This window comes from Robertmurraya mangrovi (assembly GCF_034427655.1).
Lineage (GTDB): Bacteria > Bacillota > Bacilli > Bacillales > Cytobacillaceae > Robertmurraya_A > Robertmurraya_A mangrovi.
In genome coordinates, this window is record NZ_JAXOFX010000001.1 from 157,389 (window position 1) to 173,257 (window position 15,869).

Annotated in this window: 14 protein-coding genes; 8 read left to right on the forward strand and 6 right to left on the reverse strand. The window is 35.7% G+C overall.

Annotation, left to right across the window (positions count from 1 at the left end):
* Nucleotides 1-13 precede the first annotated feature (13 nt).
* Complete coding sequence (locus SM124_RS00890; RefSeq protein WP_322444600.1) at nt 14-1,369, reverse strand: MATE family efflux transporter; 1,356 nt, start codon at nt 1,367-1,369, stop codon at nt 14-16.
* A gap of 200 nt (nt 1,370-1,569) precedes the next feature.
* A complete protein-coding gene (locus tag SM124_RS00895) occupies nt 1,570-3,327 on the reverse strand; it encodes an alpha-glycosidase (RefSeq protein ID WP_322445031.1) in 1,758 nt (585 codons plus the stop codon).
* A 355-nt stretch (nt 3,328-3,682) separates the two neighbouring features.
* Between SM124_RS00895 and SM124_RS00900 the strand changes: the two genes are divergently transcribed.
* The 5 genes from SM124_RS00900 (at nt 3,683) to SM124_RS00920 (ending at nt 10,090) form a co-directional block, all read left to right on the forward strand.
* Nucleotides 3,683-4,963 carry an extracellular solute-binding protein gene (locus SM124_RS00900; RefSeq protein WP_322444601.1) on the forward strand — a complete coding sequence of 427 codons (1,281 nt, stop codon included), beginning with the start codon at nt 3,683-3,685 and terminating at the stop codon, nt 4,961-4,963.
* A 117-nt stretch (nt 4,964-5,080) separates the two neighbouring features.
* Nucleotides 5,081-6,367, forward strand: a complete 1,287-nt coding sequence (locus SM124_RS00905; protein ID WP_322444602.1) for a carbohydrate ABC transporter permease — start codon at nt 5,081-5,083, stop codon at nt 6,365-6,367.
* 1 nt (nt 6,368) lies between these two features.
* Complete coding sequence (locus tag SM124_RS00910; RefSeq protein ID WP_322444603.1) at nt 6,369-7,211, forward strand: sugar ABC transporter permease; 843 nt, start codon at nt 6,369-6,371, stop codon at nt 7,209-7,211.
* A 104-nt stretch (nt 7,212-7,315) separates the two neighbouring features.
* Nucleotides 7,316-8,851 (forward strand): alpha-amylase family glycosyl hydrolase, encoded by a 1,536-nt coding sequence (locus SM124_RS00915; protein ID WP_322444604.1) that lies wholly within the window; start codon nt 7,316-7,318, stop codon nt 8,849-8,851.
* A gap of 195 nt (nt 8,852-9,046) precedes the next feature.
* A complete protein-coding gene (locus tag SM124_RS00920; RefSeq protein WP_322444605.1) occupies nt 9,047-10,090 on the forward strand; it encodes a LacI family DNA-binding transcriptional regulator in 1,044 nt (347 codons plus the stop codon).
* Between the two features lie 48 nt (nt 10,091-10,138).
* Here SM124_RS00920 and SM124_RS00925 read toward each other — a convergent pair whose 3' ends face one another.
* Together SM124_RS00925 and SM124_RS00930 are read right to left on the reverse strand one after the other, a co-directional pair.
* Nucleotides 10,139-11,005 carry an SDR family oxidoreductase gene (locus SM124_RS00925; RefSeq protein WP_322444606.1) on the reverse strand — a complete coding sequence of 289 codons (867 nt, stop codon included), beginning with the start codon at nt 11,003-11,005 and terminating at the stop codon, nt 10,139-10,141.
* Nucleotides 11,006-11,117: 112 nt separating this feature from the next.
* Complete coding sequence (locus tag SM124_RS00930) at nt 11,118-11,609, reverse strand: YajQ family cyclic di-GMP-binding protein (protein WP_322444607.1); 492 nt, start codon at nt 11,607-11,609, stop codon at nt 11,118-11,120.
* Between the two features lie 445 nt (nt 11,610-12,054).
* Between SM124_RS00930 and SM124_RS00935 the strand changes: the two genes are divergently transcribed.
* Entirely contained in the window at nt 12,055-12,933 is an 879-nt protein-coding gene (locus SM124_RS00935) for a CvfB family protein (protein ID WP_322444608.1), read from the forward strand.
* Nucleotides 12,934-12,972: 39 nt separating this feature from the next.
* Here SM124_RS00935 and SM124_RS00940 read toward each other — a convergent pair whose 3' ends face one another.
* Both SM124_RS00940 and fakB read right to left on the reverse strand, forming a co-directional pair.
* Nucleotides 12,973-13,104, reverse strand: a complete 132-nt coding sequence (locus SM124_RS00940) for a DUF3941 domain-containing protein (protein ID WP_071976845.1) — start codon at nt 13,102-13,104, stop codon at nt 12,973-12,975.
* A gap of 94 nt (nt 13,105-13,198) precedes the next feature.
* On the reverse strand, nt 13,199-14,059 hold the full coding sequence (fakB, locus tag SM124_RS00945) for a DegV family protein (RefSeq protein WP_322444609.1): 861 nt from the start codon (nt 14,057-14,059) through the stop codon (nt 13,199-13,201).
* A gap of 127 nt (nt 14,060-14,186) precedes the next feature.
* On the opposite strand from fakB, the gene SM124_RS00950 reads away from it, so the two are divergent.
* Both SM124_RS00950 and SM124_RS00955 read left to right on the forward strand, forming a co-directional pair.
* Nucleotides 14,187-15,068: a YitT family protein gene (locus SM124_RS00950; protein WP_407691364.1), complete on the forward strand. Its 882-nt coding sequence runs from the start codon at nt 14,187-14,189 to the stop codon at nt 15,066-15,068.
* A 15-nt stretch (nt 15,069-15,083) separates the two neighbouring features.
* Nucleotides 15,084-15,854: a BsuPI-related putative proteinase inhibitor gene (locus tag SM124_RS00955; RefSeq protein WP_322444610.1), complete on the forward strand. Its 771-nt coding sequence runs from the start codon at nt 15,084-15,086 to the stop codon at nt 15,852-15,854.
* Nucleotides 15,855-15,869: the final 15 nt, after the last annotated feature.

A 15,869-nucleotide genomic window follows, 5' to 3' on the forward strand; every position in this document is an offset into this window, starting at 1 on the left:
AAGCTCTTAAATATTAATTAGCTTTTTTTTGTATAAACGAGTAATTGACCCATACTCTAGATCGCCAACGCCATAGCATTAGTAAACCTCTCAACCATTCATCTGCAATGAAAGCAATCCAAACCCCAATCAGACCAAGAGCAAAATAGATTCCTAGAATATACGATAGGGTTACACTGACACCCCACATTGATAGAATCCCCATATAAACTGGGAACTTTACATCACCTGTTGCTCTAAGAGAATTAATGATAACTAGATTAAATGAACGTCCAGGTTCAAGTATAATCGTTAATAATATAAGTGTACTACCTACAGCGATTATTTCTTCATTACTAGTAAAAATCCCCATTAATTCCTTTGAAAAATAGGAAAGTAGAATAGCGCAAAAAGCAGAAATTCCAATAGCATATCGAAGACTCTTAAGACATCTTTTGTAGGCTTCTTCAATTTTGTTTTCACCGATTAAATAACCAATTAGAATTTGAGTCCCTTGGCTAATGGCAATACCAAAAAGTAAAATAAACATCATAATATTTTGGGCGTAAACCCTTGTAGTTAAAGCTTCTGTACCAATAGTAGCAATGAAGTAAGTAATCACCATTTGAGAAGAGTTATAAGATAAATGTTCTCCAGCTGAAGGGATTCCTATTTTTAAAAGGTTTTTTAGGTGTTTCTTCGGAAAACTAAATAGCATTTTCACCGGTAAACCACCAGGTACACGTTTGTATAAAACCACAATGGATACAATCAAACCAATTAGCCGGCTAGCTGTTGTGGAAATGGCAACACCCTCAACTCCTAAAACAGGGAATCCGAATGGGCCAAAAATGAATAGGTAGTTTCCGATTACGTTTAAGATGTTCATTCCAATTGTTATGTACATGACATCTCGAGTGAAGCCATAGCTTCGAACAATACCTCCAATGGTCATGATTAAGGCTTGAACGAATGAAAAACCACCTACAATGACTAGATAGGAGTGTGCCTCCTCAATTAATTCCTCTGGCAAATCCATTAACCTAAGTAAGGGTTTACTAAAAACAAAAATAATGGCGCTTAGAACCAACCCGAATATTAAGTTTGCTCCTAGGGAAACTGCAGAAATCTCTCCCGCATCTTTAAGATTTTTAGCTCCGATATTTTGAGCAATAAGAATGGCTGTACCTGTAGCCACAAACCCGAACATAACAATGATTAAGTATAAGATTTGATTGGCAACCCCAACGGCAGCAACTGAGTCATCAGAATACTGTGAGAGCATTAATGTATCCGCATTTCCCATCAGCATATGAAGAAGTACCTCAATAAAAATAGGCCATGTTAGGGCGAAAAGAGTCATCTTTTTTACAGAATCATTTTTTTTCATGTTTCCCCTCCTTTTTCCAGGGTGTAAAAAATCTTAAATGTATGGAGTTAGATCTATATCTTAGGAGGACAAGCTCCATAGACATAAAAAATAAAACAAGCAGTCTTAAACCATTGGCTTAAGACTGCATTAATAATAGAATGTTATTTTAACAAAATATTACTGGGATTTAAAGGAGAATGTTTTGGTATTCTTTCCGATTAAAAAGCAAGAATGGAATAATCATATGCTTTTAAATGAACGGATAATTGATCTGCCTCAGCAGCATATTCACGTTTCTCTTTTAAATCTGTCATTTTTTTACCCTTTAAGGAGAAAGGAAGGGAATACTCTAACTCATTGGAAGTTGGATTCATTAACACAACGATGGTTTTATCTTTGCTTTTTTTCATAAAAGCAATACAAGCTTGCTCATCCGATGTGTCTAAGAATTGGAATGAGCCCTCATTTGCTAATAATTTCTCTGATTTACGTAGTTGAAGGAGTCCTTTTACATGATTACGTAAATCCTCGTTCCACTCTTTTTTGTCCCAAGGCATACATGCTCGGCATCCAGGATCCATTTCCCCGCGTAACCCAATTTCGTCACCATAATAAATGCAAGGTGTGCCTATAAAGGTAAGCATAAAGGTATAAATTAACTTAACTTTATTAAGGTCATCCTTACATTCAGTTAGAATACGGGGAGTATCATGACTTCCAACAAGATTGAAAGCTGCTTCATTTACGTTTTCAGGGTATAGTTGGATTACGGATGTCATATTTTCTACAAATTCTTTTGCAGTAATGGTTTCTTTGGAGAAAAGATTTAACACATTCGTTAGGAATGGATAATTCATAACGGCATCGAATTGATCTCCTCTTAACCAAGGCATCGAATCATGCCAGATTTCACCTAAAATATATAGGTCCGGTTTAATTTCCTTAACAGCTGTACGGAATTCTCTCCAGAACTGATGATCCACTTCATTGGCTACATCTAATCTCCAACCGTCAATGTCAAATTCACGTACCCAATATCGCCCTACTTCAAGTAAGTAATCTTTAACTTCCTTATTCTGTGTATTAAATTTAGGCATGGACTTTTCAAATGCAAATGTTGCATAATTCGGACGCTCGCCACCTTTTAAAGGAAAATCAGGTGTATGGAACCAGTTAGAGTACTTTGATTGTTCCCCTTTTTCTAAGACATCCTGGAAAGGTTCAAAGTAGAAACCACTGTGATTAAATACAGCATCTAGCATAACTTTTATACCGTTCTCGTGACATTTTTTGACTAGTTCTTTAAACTTTTCTTTATCTCCGAATTGTGGGTCAATCTCTAGATAATCGATTGTATCGTATTTATGGTTGGAATGAGCCTTAAATATAGGTGTGAAATAGATTCCTGTTATCCCTAAGTCTACTAGGTAATCGAGATGATCAATAACTCCTTGAAAATCCCCTCCAAAGAAATTGTCCCTAGCAGGCGGCTCACTTGCCCAAGGTTTTGAACCTTTAGGATCGTTTGTAGGATCCCCATTACCAAATCTCTCAGGGAAAATTTGATACCAAACAGTGTCTTTTACCCAGCTAGGAGCTCTAAATACCTCACTTGTATGTAGAAATGGAAAACTAAAATAGTAGCCAGGATCTTCAGGTGCTGTTGAAAAAAATCCTTTTTCTGTATATAGAATGGTTTCACTAGCACTAGTTAATAGAAATCCATAACGAATTCTTCGATGTTCTGGTTTAATCTGAATTAACCAATAATCAAAGAGAGTATCCGTTCCGATTTTTTCTAATGAATCTTTATGAGAAATCCATTTCCCGTCAACCCACTCATACTGATCTCCGTAATAGAGTTCAACTGTATCAACATTATCTCTTTTCGTTCTTAATTTAATATGTAATGATTCCTCATCATAAGGGTAAGCAAATTGATCGGTAGGACGGTGATATACGGATGAACGTTCTATCATTTAAAAACTCCTCTCTATGCAATCGGTTGCATTTTCGGTTATCCTTTAAAAAATATCAGATAATATTTCTAGCTTCAAGTGACAATTCCATAAAATACAAAAATAATTTTATGTGAATTTTATTTGAAAATAGTTGTCAAAATAGAAAATGCACGTATAATTAAGACTATAGTTTGTGCAATCGTTTTCACTTAGTATGCATAATATGAAGATTGCCTAAGTAATATGATTTATAAGGAAACTTCTATTTCTGTAAAATCTTGTTAGCGTTTTCAAAGTAGTGTATCCTAGTAATTTGTGCAATCGTTTGTACTACTAAAAATGACAAAGAAAAAATTTGGAGGGGTCAATAATGAAAAAAGCTTTATCGCTGTTCATGATGATCGTACTAGTATTTGGTGTTCTAGCAGCATGTGGTCCAAATCGTGCTGAAGAACCAAAAGAAACAGAACCAACAGATAGTGCAACTGGTGAAGAGCCTGCAAAGCCAGAAAAACTAGTAGTTTGGGAAGATAAAGATAAAGGGATTGCTTTAAAACCTGCTATCGAATCTTTCGAAAAAGAATATGGTATTAAAGTAGAATATAAAGAATTAAACATGGCTGATAAAATCCGTGACCAACTTCGTTTAGACGGTCCAGCTGGAAATGCTCCAGACGTAGTTACACTTCCACATGACCAAATTGGTCAAGTAGTAGTTGAAGGTCTAATTGATGAGATTGAAGTAGATCAAGCAGTTCTTGATACTTTCACTGAAGCTTCAGTTAATGCTCAAATGTATGACGGTAAATTATATGGACTTCCAAAGTCTACTGAAACTCCAGTATTCATCTATAACAAAAAATTAATGCCAGAACCACCTGCAACTTTTGATGAGCTATATGAATTCTCAAAAGATTTCACTAAAGGTGACAACTATGGATTCTTAGCACTATGGGATAACTTCTATTTCGGTTATGGTATCATGGGTGCTTATGAAGGTTATGTATTCAATAATGAAAACGGTGCTTTAAACCGTGATGATTTAGGTCTTAACAATGAAGGTGCTGTAGAAGGTGCAGCATACATTCAAAAATGGTATAAAGAAGGTCTATTCCCTAAAGGAATCATCGGTGAATCTGGTGGATCTGCAATGGATGGATTATTCAATGAAGGTAAAGTAGCAGCAGTAATGAATGGACCATGGGCATTCCAAGGTATGAAAGATGCTGGTATTGATATCGGTGTAGCACCACTTCCAACATTACCAAATGGTAAACCAGTTAACACATTCATGGGTGTTAAAGGATGGCACGTAACGGCATTTACTGAGCACAAATACTGGGCAACTAAATTAGTAGAGCACATTACTAATGCTGATAGCGCTAAACAACGTTTTGAATTAACACAAGAAATTCCTCCGGTTAAATCTTTAATCGAAGATCCAATTATTGCTGATAACGAAGCAGCAAAAGCAGTAGCAGTTCAATCTTCATATGCAGTAGCTATGCCAAACATTCCAGAGATGGGTGAGGTTTGGGGTCCAATGGCATCTGCATTACAACAAATTGCTTCACAAAAATCAGAGCCTAAAAAGGCACTTGATTCAGCTGTAGATACAATCAAGAAACAAATTGAAACAAACCATAAGTAATACCGTTATGTAAAATTGATAGGCGGTTCCTTAGGGAATTGCCTATCATTTTCTACTAATAGGCAAACGATTGCACAAAAAATATTCTCCCTCAAGTTAGAAAGGGGAAAGGTTTAAATGGAAACAGAAAAGAAAAAAGTAACCAATCATAGAAAAGTAGCCCTAGCTCTATCGATTATCCCGGGACTAGGTCAATTTTATAACAAACAGTTTTTAAAAGGTTCCATATTTTTAATTTTAGCAGCATCATTTCTAATTGTATTCGGAGACATACTTAACATGGGATTCTGGGGTCTCTTTACCCTAGGGGAAATACCTAAACTAGATCATTCTATCTTCTTGTTAATCGATGGAATTATCGCTTTAATTATCACCGTTTTGGGATTAGGAGTTTTAGCATTTAATCTCTACGATGCCTATCAAAACGGAAAGAAACGTGACAATGGTATACGTTTAAATTCAGTTCGAGAACAATACCACAACTTAATTGATAGTGGTTTTCCATATTTAATGATTTCACCGGGTTTTTTACTTCTAATCTTTGTTGTAATTTTTCCTATTATTTTCGTTATTCTTTTAGCATTTACAAACTACGATCTATATCACTCTCCACCAGCTAAATTAGTAGACTGGATTGGAATCCAAAACTTTATCGATATTTTCAGTATTGATATTTGGCGTAATACGTTCTTTAAAGTACTTGGATGGACAATCGTATGGACATTCGGTGCAACTACTTTCCAAGTCGCACTAGGTATGTTCCTAGCCATTCTTGTAAACCAAAAAGATTTAAAAGGTAAAGCAATCATTCGAACATTATTAATTTTACCTTGGGCAGTACCATCTTTCGTTTCAATTTTAATCTTCTCAGGGATGTTCAATGAATCTTTCGGTATCATTAATAAAATGATATTACCCGCAATCGGTATCGACCCTCTTCCATGGATGACAGAGGCATTCTATACTCGAGCTGCCTTAATTTTAATACAGGGATGGCTTGGATTCCCATTCATTTTTGCAATGGTTACGGGTGTTCTACAATCCATTCCAGATGATTTATATGAAGCTGCAACAGTTGACGGTGCAACAATCTGGCAAAAGTTCACTAAAATTACATTACCTTTAGTTTTATTTGCTACTGCACCAATCATGATTACACAGTACACGTTTAACTTTAATAACTTCAACGTTATTTTCCTATTCAATAATGGTGGTCCTGCAGTTCCAGGACAAACCGCTTGGGGAACAGACATCTTAATCTCTTGGATTTATCGTTTGACGATGACATCCGCACAGTACGGTAAAGCAGCAGCAATAACGATGATTCTTTCAATAATAGTTATTACTGTAGCCTTATGGCAATTCAAGAGAACGAAATCATTCCAAGAAGAGGATATGATGTAATATGAATATGAAGAGAAGTAAAATCATTAGACTAACGCTATCGTACTTAGTTATAGGGATTATGGCTGTTATCGTCATTTACCCATTATTATGGATTGTAGGGTCATCGTTAAATCCAGGACAAAGTTTATCCGGTTCTACCATGTTTCCAAAAAATCCAACAACAGAACACTATAAATATCTTTTTGATTTAGAAAAAAGTAATTATTTACTTTGGTATTGGAATTCAATGAAAATCAGTATCATCACTATGATTTTAACGGTTATCAGTGTGAGTTTAACGGCGTACTCTTTCTCAAGATATCGTTTCGTTGGACGTAAAAATGGTTTAATTACATTCCTAATCCTTCAAATGATTCCGAACTTTGCCGCTTTAATTGCAATCTTCGTATTGGCTAATCGTACAGGATTAATTGACACACACTTAGGGTTAATCCTTGTATATGTTGGTGGTCAAATTCCTATGAATACGTATTTAATGAAAGGTTACTTAGATACGATTCCTAAAGAGTTAGATGAATCAGCAAAAATTGATGGAGCAGGACATTTACGTATTTTCTTCCAAATCGTTATGCCACTTGCTAAACCAATTTTAGCAGTAGTTGCCTTATTCTCATTCATTGCACCATTTGGTGACTTTATCTTAGCTCGTATCTTACTAAGAACAGATGAAAAGTTCACCCTTTTAGTAGGATTGTACGAAATGGTAGCTAAACAATTTGGTAATGAATTTACAAAATTCGCGGCAGGTGCCGTATTAATCGCTATTCCAATCGCTGCATTATTCCTTATTTTCCAAAGATACTTTGTTTCAGGATTGACTGCAGGGGGAACAAAAGGCTAATCTTATAGGCGTGGAGTTTTAATTTATAGGCCACTAGTAACCACATTTAATATAGTGGAAACTAGTAGCCTTTCTTCAAAATGACAAATAAAGGAGGAACGGAGATGAAGAAAAGTTTACTTACTCTCATCTTAATTCCGTTTCTTCTTTTTTACGCCCTCCCCGTAGGAGCAGTTGAAAAAGAAGAGCGAAAATGGCAAGACGAAACAATTTATTTCTTAATGGTAGACCGCTTTAACAACAGTGACTTTTCAAATGATTTCAAGGTAGACGCTGAAGATCCTCTTGCTTATCATGGAGGAGACTTTGAAGGAATCATTAATAAGTTAGATTATCTTAAGGACATGGGGTTCACTGCCATTTGGATGACTCCTATCTTTGATAATGAAGATAAAGGGTATCATGGTTATTGGATCAATGACTTCTACAATACAGAAGAGCATTTTGGAACAATAGAGAAGTTTAAACAACTTGTAGATGAAGCACATAAAAGAGATATCAAAATTATTCTAGATTTTGTTGTCAATCATGTTGGACCTAATCATCCATGGGTAAATGACCCGGAAAAAAAGGACTGGTTCCATGAACCGAGAGAAATATTTAATTGGGAAGACCCAGAAGAGCTTGAAAACGGGTCAATCTTTGGTTTACCAGATTTAGCACAAGAAAATCCGGAAACTAGAAAATATTTACTAGATGCAGCTAAATGGTGGATTGAGGAAACTGATATCGATGGTTATCGTTTAGACACAGTAAAACATGTCCCTCTTGATTTTTGGGAGGATTTTTCGAAAGAAGTGAAGTCTGTTAAAAATGATTTCTATCTATTAGGGGAAGTTTGGCACGAAGACCCTAATTTTATTTCTAAATATGAAAAGGTAGGGATTGATGGGTTCGTTGATTATCCATTGAACGAACACTTAAGAAATGCGTTCCAAAAACCAGACCAATCACTTTCTTGGTTATTTAATGTATGGGAAAGAAATCAAACGACTTATGAAAACCCTTACTTAATGGGGACATTTATGGATAATCACGATACGACTAGATTTACAAGAGATGCTATTTCCAATAATCAGCATCCTGGTCCACGCTGGAGATTAGCACTAACCTACCTGTATACGAGTCCAGGAATACCCATTGTATACTACGGTAGTGAGATTGCTCTAGACGGTGGTACCGATCCAGATAATCGTCGCCAAATGAATTTTATGACAGACAAAGAATTAATAGAGTACATTACCAAAATTGGGGAAGTGCGTCAGAAGCTACCTTCATTAACAAGAGGAAGCTTTGAAGTATTATTTGAAGAACAAGGAATGGCTGTTTATAAAAGACAATATAAAAATGAAACAACCATTATTGCTATTAACAATACTTCTAAGACTCAAAATGTTGTAATTAATTTAGAACAGGATAAACAGCTACGTGGCTTAATCAATGGGGATTTAATTAAGAGTAATAATGACGAATATAAGCTAATTCTTGATCGTGAAGAGTCAGAAGTGTATGTATTAACGGAGAAGTCCGGTTTAAATTTCCCTTATTTTATTGTGATGGGAGCTGTTTATACAGCATTTGTTGTGTTTATCTTCCTTCTATGGAAAAGATCAAAACGAAAAAAAACCGATAAACAATAAAATAAGTAGATTTTAACAAAACATACAAAAATTTTACAACGCAAGGATAGCTATTTTTCGTATACTAATAGTAATAAATTTTCATGCTCTTTTAAGGGCATGAAAATTTTACATTCAAATTAAAACGTTTTCATTTACTGTGTAATTGATAATAAAAATATAGATAAGATGGCTGGCTAAAAAGGGGAGGAAAAGATGGCTGTAACAATTAAAGATGTAGCAAAGCTTGCCAATGTAGCACCGTCGACGGTTTCCCGTGTCATTGCAAATAGTCCTCGAATAAGTGAAAAAACAAAGCAAAAAGTAAGGGAAGCGATGGAACAGTTAAGCTATCACCCAAATTTTATCGCCAGAAGCCTTGCAAGTCAATCTACACAAACGATTGGTCTTGTTATGCCTAGTGCAACTGATGTTGTTTTTCAAAACCCATTCTTTCCAACTGTTTTAAGAGGTTTGAGTGAGGGGGCCCATGAAAAACAATATGGTCTTTATATGACTACTGGAAAAACAGACGAAGAGATATATGATGGTGTCGTCCAAATGGTTCAAGGAGGAAGAGTGGATGGAGTTGTTCTACTTTATTCAAAAGTAGAAGATAAAATTCTCACTTACCTACAAAGTCAAGACATACCTTTTGTTGTAATAGGAAAACCGTTTAAAAACGTGGAGGAAATTACCCACGTAGATAACGATAATTTTAGAGCAACAAAAGAAGTAACGGAATATCTAATAGGACTTGGGCATGATCATATCGCATTTGTTGGTGGTAATTTGAATTTTGTTGTGACTATAGAGAGGTTACTGGGCTATGAAAAAGCTCTACGCGATCACCATATTCCTTTAAATAATGATTATATCGTACACGAACAATTTCTAAAAGAAGGTGGACAGGAAGCAGTACGTGAATTGCTATCTTTAAGTACACCTCCTACTGCTCTAGTTGTGGCTGATGATCTCATGGCATTGGGTGTTTTAAATACTTTAGATGAAATGGGTATTGTTGTCCCAGAAGATATATCTATTGTGAGTTTTAACAATGTCCTTTTATCAGAAATGTCTAGACCTCCATTAACATCTGTAGATATTAATATTTTTGATTTGGGATATGAGGCAGCAAAAAGTTTGATTCAAATGATTAAAAATCCAAAAGAACCAACTAAGAGAATTATTATTCCATACGAGCTGATTAAACGTTATACTTGTTCACACCCAAATATAGAGAGAACAGTTCAAGTTTAAGATGAAACGGCAATACTTCCGTATTGCCGTTTCGTATTTCGTTCTTAATTACCCGTTAACGATTGTACCACCATTCACATGGAGAATTTGTCCACTCACATAAGAGGAATCCTCACTAGCTAAGTATACATAGGTAGGAGCAAGCTCATATGGTTGTCCTGCGCGTCCCATAGGAGTGGTTGAACCGAATTCAGAAACTTTCTCAGAGTCAAAAGTCGACGGGATGAGTGGAGTCCAAATGGGCCCAGGTGCAACCCCATTTACACGAATCCCATTACCAGCTAAAGACTTTGCTAACGAACGGGTAAAGGATACGACTGCTCCTTTTGTAGAGGAGTAATCCAAAAGGAGTTCATTCCCTTGATAAGCAGTTACGGAAGCGGTATTGATAATTGAACTGCCTTTTTTTAAGTGAGGAAGAGCAGCCTTCGTTAAATAGAAAAAGGAAAAGATATTGGTTCTAAATGTTTTCTCAAGCTGTTCAGCTGTGATATCTAATAGACTCTTTTGCGGATGTTGTTCAGCAGCATTATTAACAAGAATATCGATTTTACCAAACTCCTTCATGGTTTGGTTGACTATGTTTTTGCATACTTTTTCCAATCCGATATCATCAGGAATTAAAATACACTTCTGCCCTTCAGCTTCAATAAGCTTCTTCGTTTCCTTTGCATCCTCATGCTCATCTAAATAAGAGATGACAACATCGGCCCCTTCTTTAGCAAAGTAAATAGAAACTGATTTACCTATTCCACTATCTCCACCGGTAATAATAGCCACTTTATTTTTCAGTTTACCCGAGCCTTTATAATGATTATCTACTGATGTAGGCTTAGGGGTCATTTCCGATTCTACACCAGGCTGTTTGTCCTGATGCTGTGGTGGAAATGTCTTTTTGGACTGATTGCTACTCATAGACAAATCCCTCCTAGAAATACATACCACTTTAGTATGAGAAAAACCTTGGAAAATATAATCAAAAAATAAAATAAAAACGACTGAGAGGTAATCAGTCGTTTAGTATTTCTTATCGATAATTCACAAATTGAACATCTACTGTTAAGTCAGCTTCTTTTACAAGAGCGATGATTTTTTGAAGATCGTCACGGCTCTTACCGGTAACTCGCACTTGGTCATCTTGGACTTGGCTCTTTACTTTTACACCACTATTTTTAATAATAGTGTTAATTTTTTTTGCATTCTCTTTATCTATTCCTTGCATTAATTTGGCTCTTTGACGAACGGTTCCACCTGATGCACCCTCAATTTTCCCGTAATCCAAGTTCTTAATAGGAACTCCTCTTTTAATTAGCTTACTAAATAATACATCTTTTAATTGTCCTAGCTTATACTCGTCATCAGACACTAAAACAAGCTCTTCTTTATCAAGAGAAACGTTACTTTTACTGCCCTTAAAATCATAACGAGTTGAAATCTCCTTCATAGTAGCAGTAATCGCATTAGTAACCTCAGACATTTCTACTTTAGACACAATATCAAATGAACTTTCCTTAGACATAATAACCTCCAATTCCGTTAACACTCGTTAACAACAAATATAATTTCACATTATGCCTCCATTATAGTAAAATATAGCAGTTCAAACAACTTCTTGGAATATTGAGTGTACATCAATCATTTAAAATGATTAAATACAGTAAATTGTTTAATGATTCACTTGGTTATGTAGAAAGATAATGATATAACAATAATCCATAATGAATACTATTAGTTTGTTGTTTTATTGGGTTCTAACTTTTAACTACAGAGTTGATTGGAGCGGAAGGCACTTGACTCCTGCAGGATTAGAGGAAATGGGAGACCCCACAGGCGGCACGCCGAGGAGGCTCCCAATCCTCCCTGCGGAAAGCAAGTGCCTGGAGCGGAAATCAACGGACGCAGTTTAAAAGCCACATCAATAAGTGGAGATCAAAAATAATGGACATAAGGAGGAATTTTTTAATATGTCTTTAAATGATTACATAGGACAGGTTATTAACTTAACCGTTGAACGTGAGGCTGCATTCGGTTACTTTTTATCAAACGACGAAGTAGAAGAAGATGTATTACTGCACAAAAATGATACGGACCGAGAATTCGCTGAAGGGGATGAGGTAGATGTATTTCTGTATACCGACTCTCAAGGTAGAATTGCTGCAACAACAACGATACCAACCATTACAGTTGGCCGATATGACTGGGCAAAAGTAAGCTCCGTAAAGTCAGATCTAGGTGTATTCATTAATATTGGAATTAACAAAGATATACTACTTGGCATAGATGATCTTCCTGTTCATCGTTCAGTATGGCCTGTTGAAGGTGATCTTGTTTATATCACTTTAAGAGTAAACCGAAATAACCGTATATACGCCAGACTAGCTACTGATCCCATCATCGAAGAAAAAATGATCCCTGCCACTCGTACAGACTTCAATAAAAACATCCAGGGACACATTTATCGAACAGCTAAGGTAGGCAGCTGGATTTATACGGCTGAAGGCTTTAAAGGGTTTATCCATGAATCACAGAGAAAAATAGAACCTCGTTTAGGACAAAAAGTAGAGGGACGTATCATTGATATAAAAGAAGACGGAACCATCAATGTATCCTTAATCCCTCGAAAGCAAGAATCATTAATGGACGACTCAGAAAGAGTGTACCATTACTTAATGTCAAGAAATGGAGCTATGCCTTATTGGGATAAGAGCATGCCTGAGGATATTGAAGAACGCTTCCAAATGAGTAAAGGGGCATTTAAGAGGGCTCTAGGTAAGTTAATGAAGGAAGGAAAAGTCTATCAAGAAGAAGGCTGGACTTATAGTAAAGAAAATAATGAAGAGTAAAATAGATGAGCCGTCCTTTTTGGGACGGCTCTCGTTATATTATAGATGATCCGTTTTCTTTGAATACTGGTTTTTACCCGCTTTACGATTTTTCTCTCTCATCATGTTTTTTTCATGGCGTAGAGCGTTATTGTCTTTTGCTTTTTTATCGTTATCAGAAGTATGTGGCATAAAAATACCCCTTTCTGTTCTCAAAATGGTATTGCTCCTTAAAAGAAGCTCTTCCATATTTTCTAACAAAACAGAAGGGAGTATGTATGACATATTAAGATGGAAGTTTATTTAAGAAGAATATGGAAATGGAACCTGGTCCCGTATGTGAACCTACAGCTCCCCCGATAGATGAAATAAAAACATCTTTAGTCTGAAACTCTTCTTGAACTAACTTTTTCATCACTAAAGCCGTTTCTTCATCGTCAGCATGGCTTATTCCTACTGTTTGAATATCAAGTGAATGACCACGTTCTTTCATAAGCTCTATTATTCGACGAAGTAATTTTTTCTTTCCACGAATCTTTTCAATAGGTACTAATTTCCCATCTTCTACATTTAATAATGGTTTAATGTTTAGAAGTCCTCCAAGGAATGCTGAGGCTTTTGAAACCCGGCCTCCTTTTGCTAAATACTCTAAATCTTCGACCGTAAAAAGATGCTCCATATGCTCCGTACGGAATTTAACATCTCTCAATATTTCTTCCTTTGATTTATTTTCTTTAGCCATAGTAGCTGCTGATTTTACAACAAGTCCATAGCCTAAAGAAGCACATTTACTATCAACAATCGTTAAGTTGAAATTTGGATACTTTTCCTTTACTTGTTCAAGGATCATAACAGCCGTTTGATATGTACCTGAAAGTTGTGAAGAAAATGCTATGTATATACCGTCTTCGTTGTTTTCAGCCATTTTTGTGAAGACTTCTTCAAAACCTAACGGAGAGGCTTGTGAAGTTTTAGGAACATGACCCTCGCGAATGGCATTGTATACCGTTTTGGGGTCAATCGTTTTTAAATCCTCGTATTCTGTATCATTCAGATGAACCTTTAAAGGAAATAGCTCAATATCATATTCTTGATAAAAACTTAATGGTAAATCACTAGCGCTGTCAGCTAGAATCTTGACTGACATAAACCATCACCTACTTTTTAAAACTTATTACTAATTAGTTTAAAGAATAATTGTTGGAAATACAATTAATTGTACTGAGAATACTAGAAATAGGGTAACAAATTAATAACAATGGTTTTGGTGAATAATGAAATCATTGACTACCTATTCTGAAAACGACCGGATACTTTTAGGAGGGATCGTTATTCTTCATGTAAAGAAGATTATTGTCGTATTAATTGGTGCCGTTTTAAATGCAATTGCGATGAACTTTTTCTTAATACCTGCAAACGTTTATGCAAGTGGGTTTACTGGTACAGCCCAGTTGCTTTCAAGTATTTTCGGTGGATACATCTCTACAGGAATTCTTCTTTTCATTTTAAATATACCTGTGACTATTTTAGGGTGGTTTAAGGTAGGGAAATCTTTTACTATCTATAGCTTTTTTAGTGTACTTTCGATGTCTATTTTTCTTGAGGTCATACCTATTATTGGTGTCTCTCAAGATATTCTTTTGAATGCTGTTTTTGGGGGAGTAATTGCAGCAGTTGGTGTTGGGCTTACTTTAAAATGGGGTGCTTCTACAGGTGGAATGGATATTATCGCAATGGTTTTATCAAGGATGAATGATAAGCCAGTTGGTACATACTTTTTCACGCTTAACAGCATCATTATCATATCTGCTGGTTATTTGTATGGCTGGGAAAAAGCTCTTTATACACTTGTTGCTTTATATGCTTCTACTCGTGTCATTGATGCGATTCATACAAGGCATGAAAAACTTACAGCTATGATTATAACGAAGAAAGCAGATGAATTAAAACAAGCTATTTATTCAAAACTGGTTCGAGGAATAACAACTGTTCCAGCAAAAGGCGCTTTCACAAATGAAAACAAAGAATTAATGATTATTGTCATTACTCGTTATGAATTGTTCGAATTAGAGCAAATTATTAAGGAAGTAGACCCAAAGGCTTTCACCAATATTGTCCAAACAGCGGGAATTTTTGGGTTTTTCCGCAGGGATTAAAAAATGGAGGGAAATATGAAACGAATACTAATACCAATTTTTACTTTATTGCTAATGATTCCACAGGTTGTATTTGGGGCAGAAGAGAAACAAGAGACAGGGGACTATTTGTTTAGTCTAACCCCATTAGCTGGACCAGAGAGTATTGAGTTTGAGTTAACCGTATTGAATAATAGCACAGAAGATTTACTTTTTGAGTTCAATACATCACAACTATACGAAATTAAGGTGTTAAACGATAAAGGCGAAGAAGTGTACTTGTACTCTAAGGACAAATCGTTTACTCAAGCTCTTCAAACGTTGGTCATAAAGCCGAACGAAAAGAAAACATGGACGGAAAGTTGGAACTATCAAAAGAATGGTAAGAGAGTGCAAGCTGGAGAGTATAAAGCTAGAGGAGAATTACTAGCTAGAAAAATCAATCAAAAACCAATTTCTGACCAAACTCGGCTAAGTTCTGAAACACCTTTTACCATTCCTGCAGAAAATCCAGTATTTAAGAATATAAAAGTAACAGGTGAAGAGGGGCAATACACTATTACAGGAGAGGCTAGACCTAATCAAAAAGTATTTTATTACACGGTGGAAGACGGCCATAATCAATATGTAGAAGAGACCGAGGTAAAAACAACCAAATCATTTCCAAGCTGGGAGCAATTTAAAATACAAATAAGTATCTCAAAGAATAAACTGCCAACGAATGCTTCTTTAATTTTAAATTTATATGAAAAAGATAAAGATGGAAACACTATCCATACTTATCCCGCTCTGCTCCAAAGGTTATAATCAAAAAGCTGGCAC

Excerpts from the sequence above, each read along its gene's own strand:
- SM124_RS00890 (WP_322444600.1), bottom strand. The coding sequence starts at position 1,369 with ATGAAAAAAAATGATTCTGTAAAAAAGATGACTCTTTTCGCCCTAACA.
- SM124_RS00900 (WP_322444601.1), top strand. The coding sequence starts at position 3,683 with ATGAAAAAAGCTTTATCGCTGTTCATGATGATCGTACTAGTATTTGGT.
- SM124_RS00905 (WP_322444602.1), top strand. The coding sequence starts at position 5,081 with ATGGAAACAGAAAAGAAAAAAGTAACCAATCATAGAAAAGTAGCCCTA.
- SM124_RS00910 (WP_322444603.1), top strand. The coding sequence starts at position 6,369 with ATGAATATGAAGAGAAGTAAAATCATTAGACTAACGCTATCGTACTTA.
- SM124_RS00915 (WP_322444604.1), top strand. The coding sequence starts at position 7,316 with ATGAAGAAAAGTTTACTTACTCTCATCTTAATTCCGTTTCTTCTTTTT.
- SM124_RS00920 (WP_322444605.1), top strand. The coding sequence starts at position 9,047 with ATGGCTGTAACAATTAAAGATGTAGCAAAGCTTGCCAATGTAGCACCG.
- SM124_RS00925 (WP_322444606.1), bottom strand. The coding sequence starts at position 11,005 with ATGAGTAGCAATCAGTCCAAAAAGACATTTCCACCACAGCATCAGGAC.
- SM124_RS00930 (WP_322444607.1), bottom strand. The coding sequence starts at position 11,609 with ATGTCTAAGGAAAGTTCATTTGATATTGTGTCTAAAGTAGAAATGTCT.
- SM124_RS00935 (WP_322444608.1), top strand. The coding sequence starts at position 12,055 with ATGTCTTTAAATGATTACATAGGACAGGTTATTAACTTAACCGTTGAA.
- SM124_RS00940 (WP_071976845.1), bottom strand. The coding sequence starts at position 13,104 with ATGCCACATACTTCTGATAACGATAAAAAAGCAAAAGACAATAACGCT.
- fakB (WP_322444609.1), bottom strand. The coding sequence starts at position 14,059 with ATGTCAGTCAAGATTCTAGCTGACAGCGCTAGTGATTTACCATTAAGT.
- SM124_RS00950 (WP_407691364.1), top strand. The coding sequence starts at position 14,187 with ATGAAATCATTGACTACCTATTCTGAAAACGACCGGATACTTTTAGGA.
- SM124_RS00955 (WP_322444610.1), top strand. The coding sequence starts at position 15,084 with ATGAAACGAATACTAATACCAATTTTTACTTTATTGCTAATGATTCCA.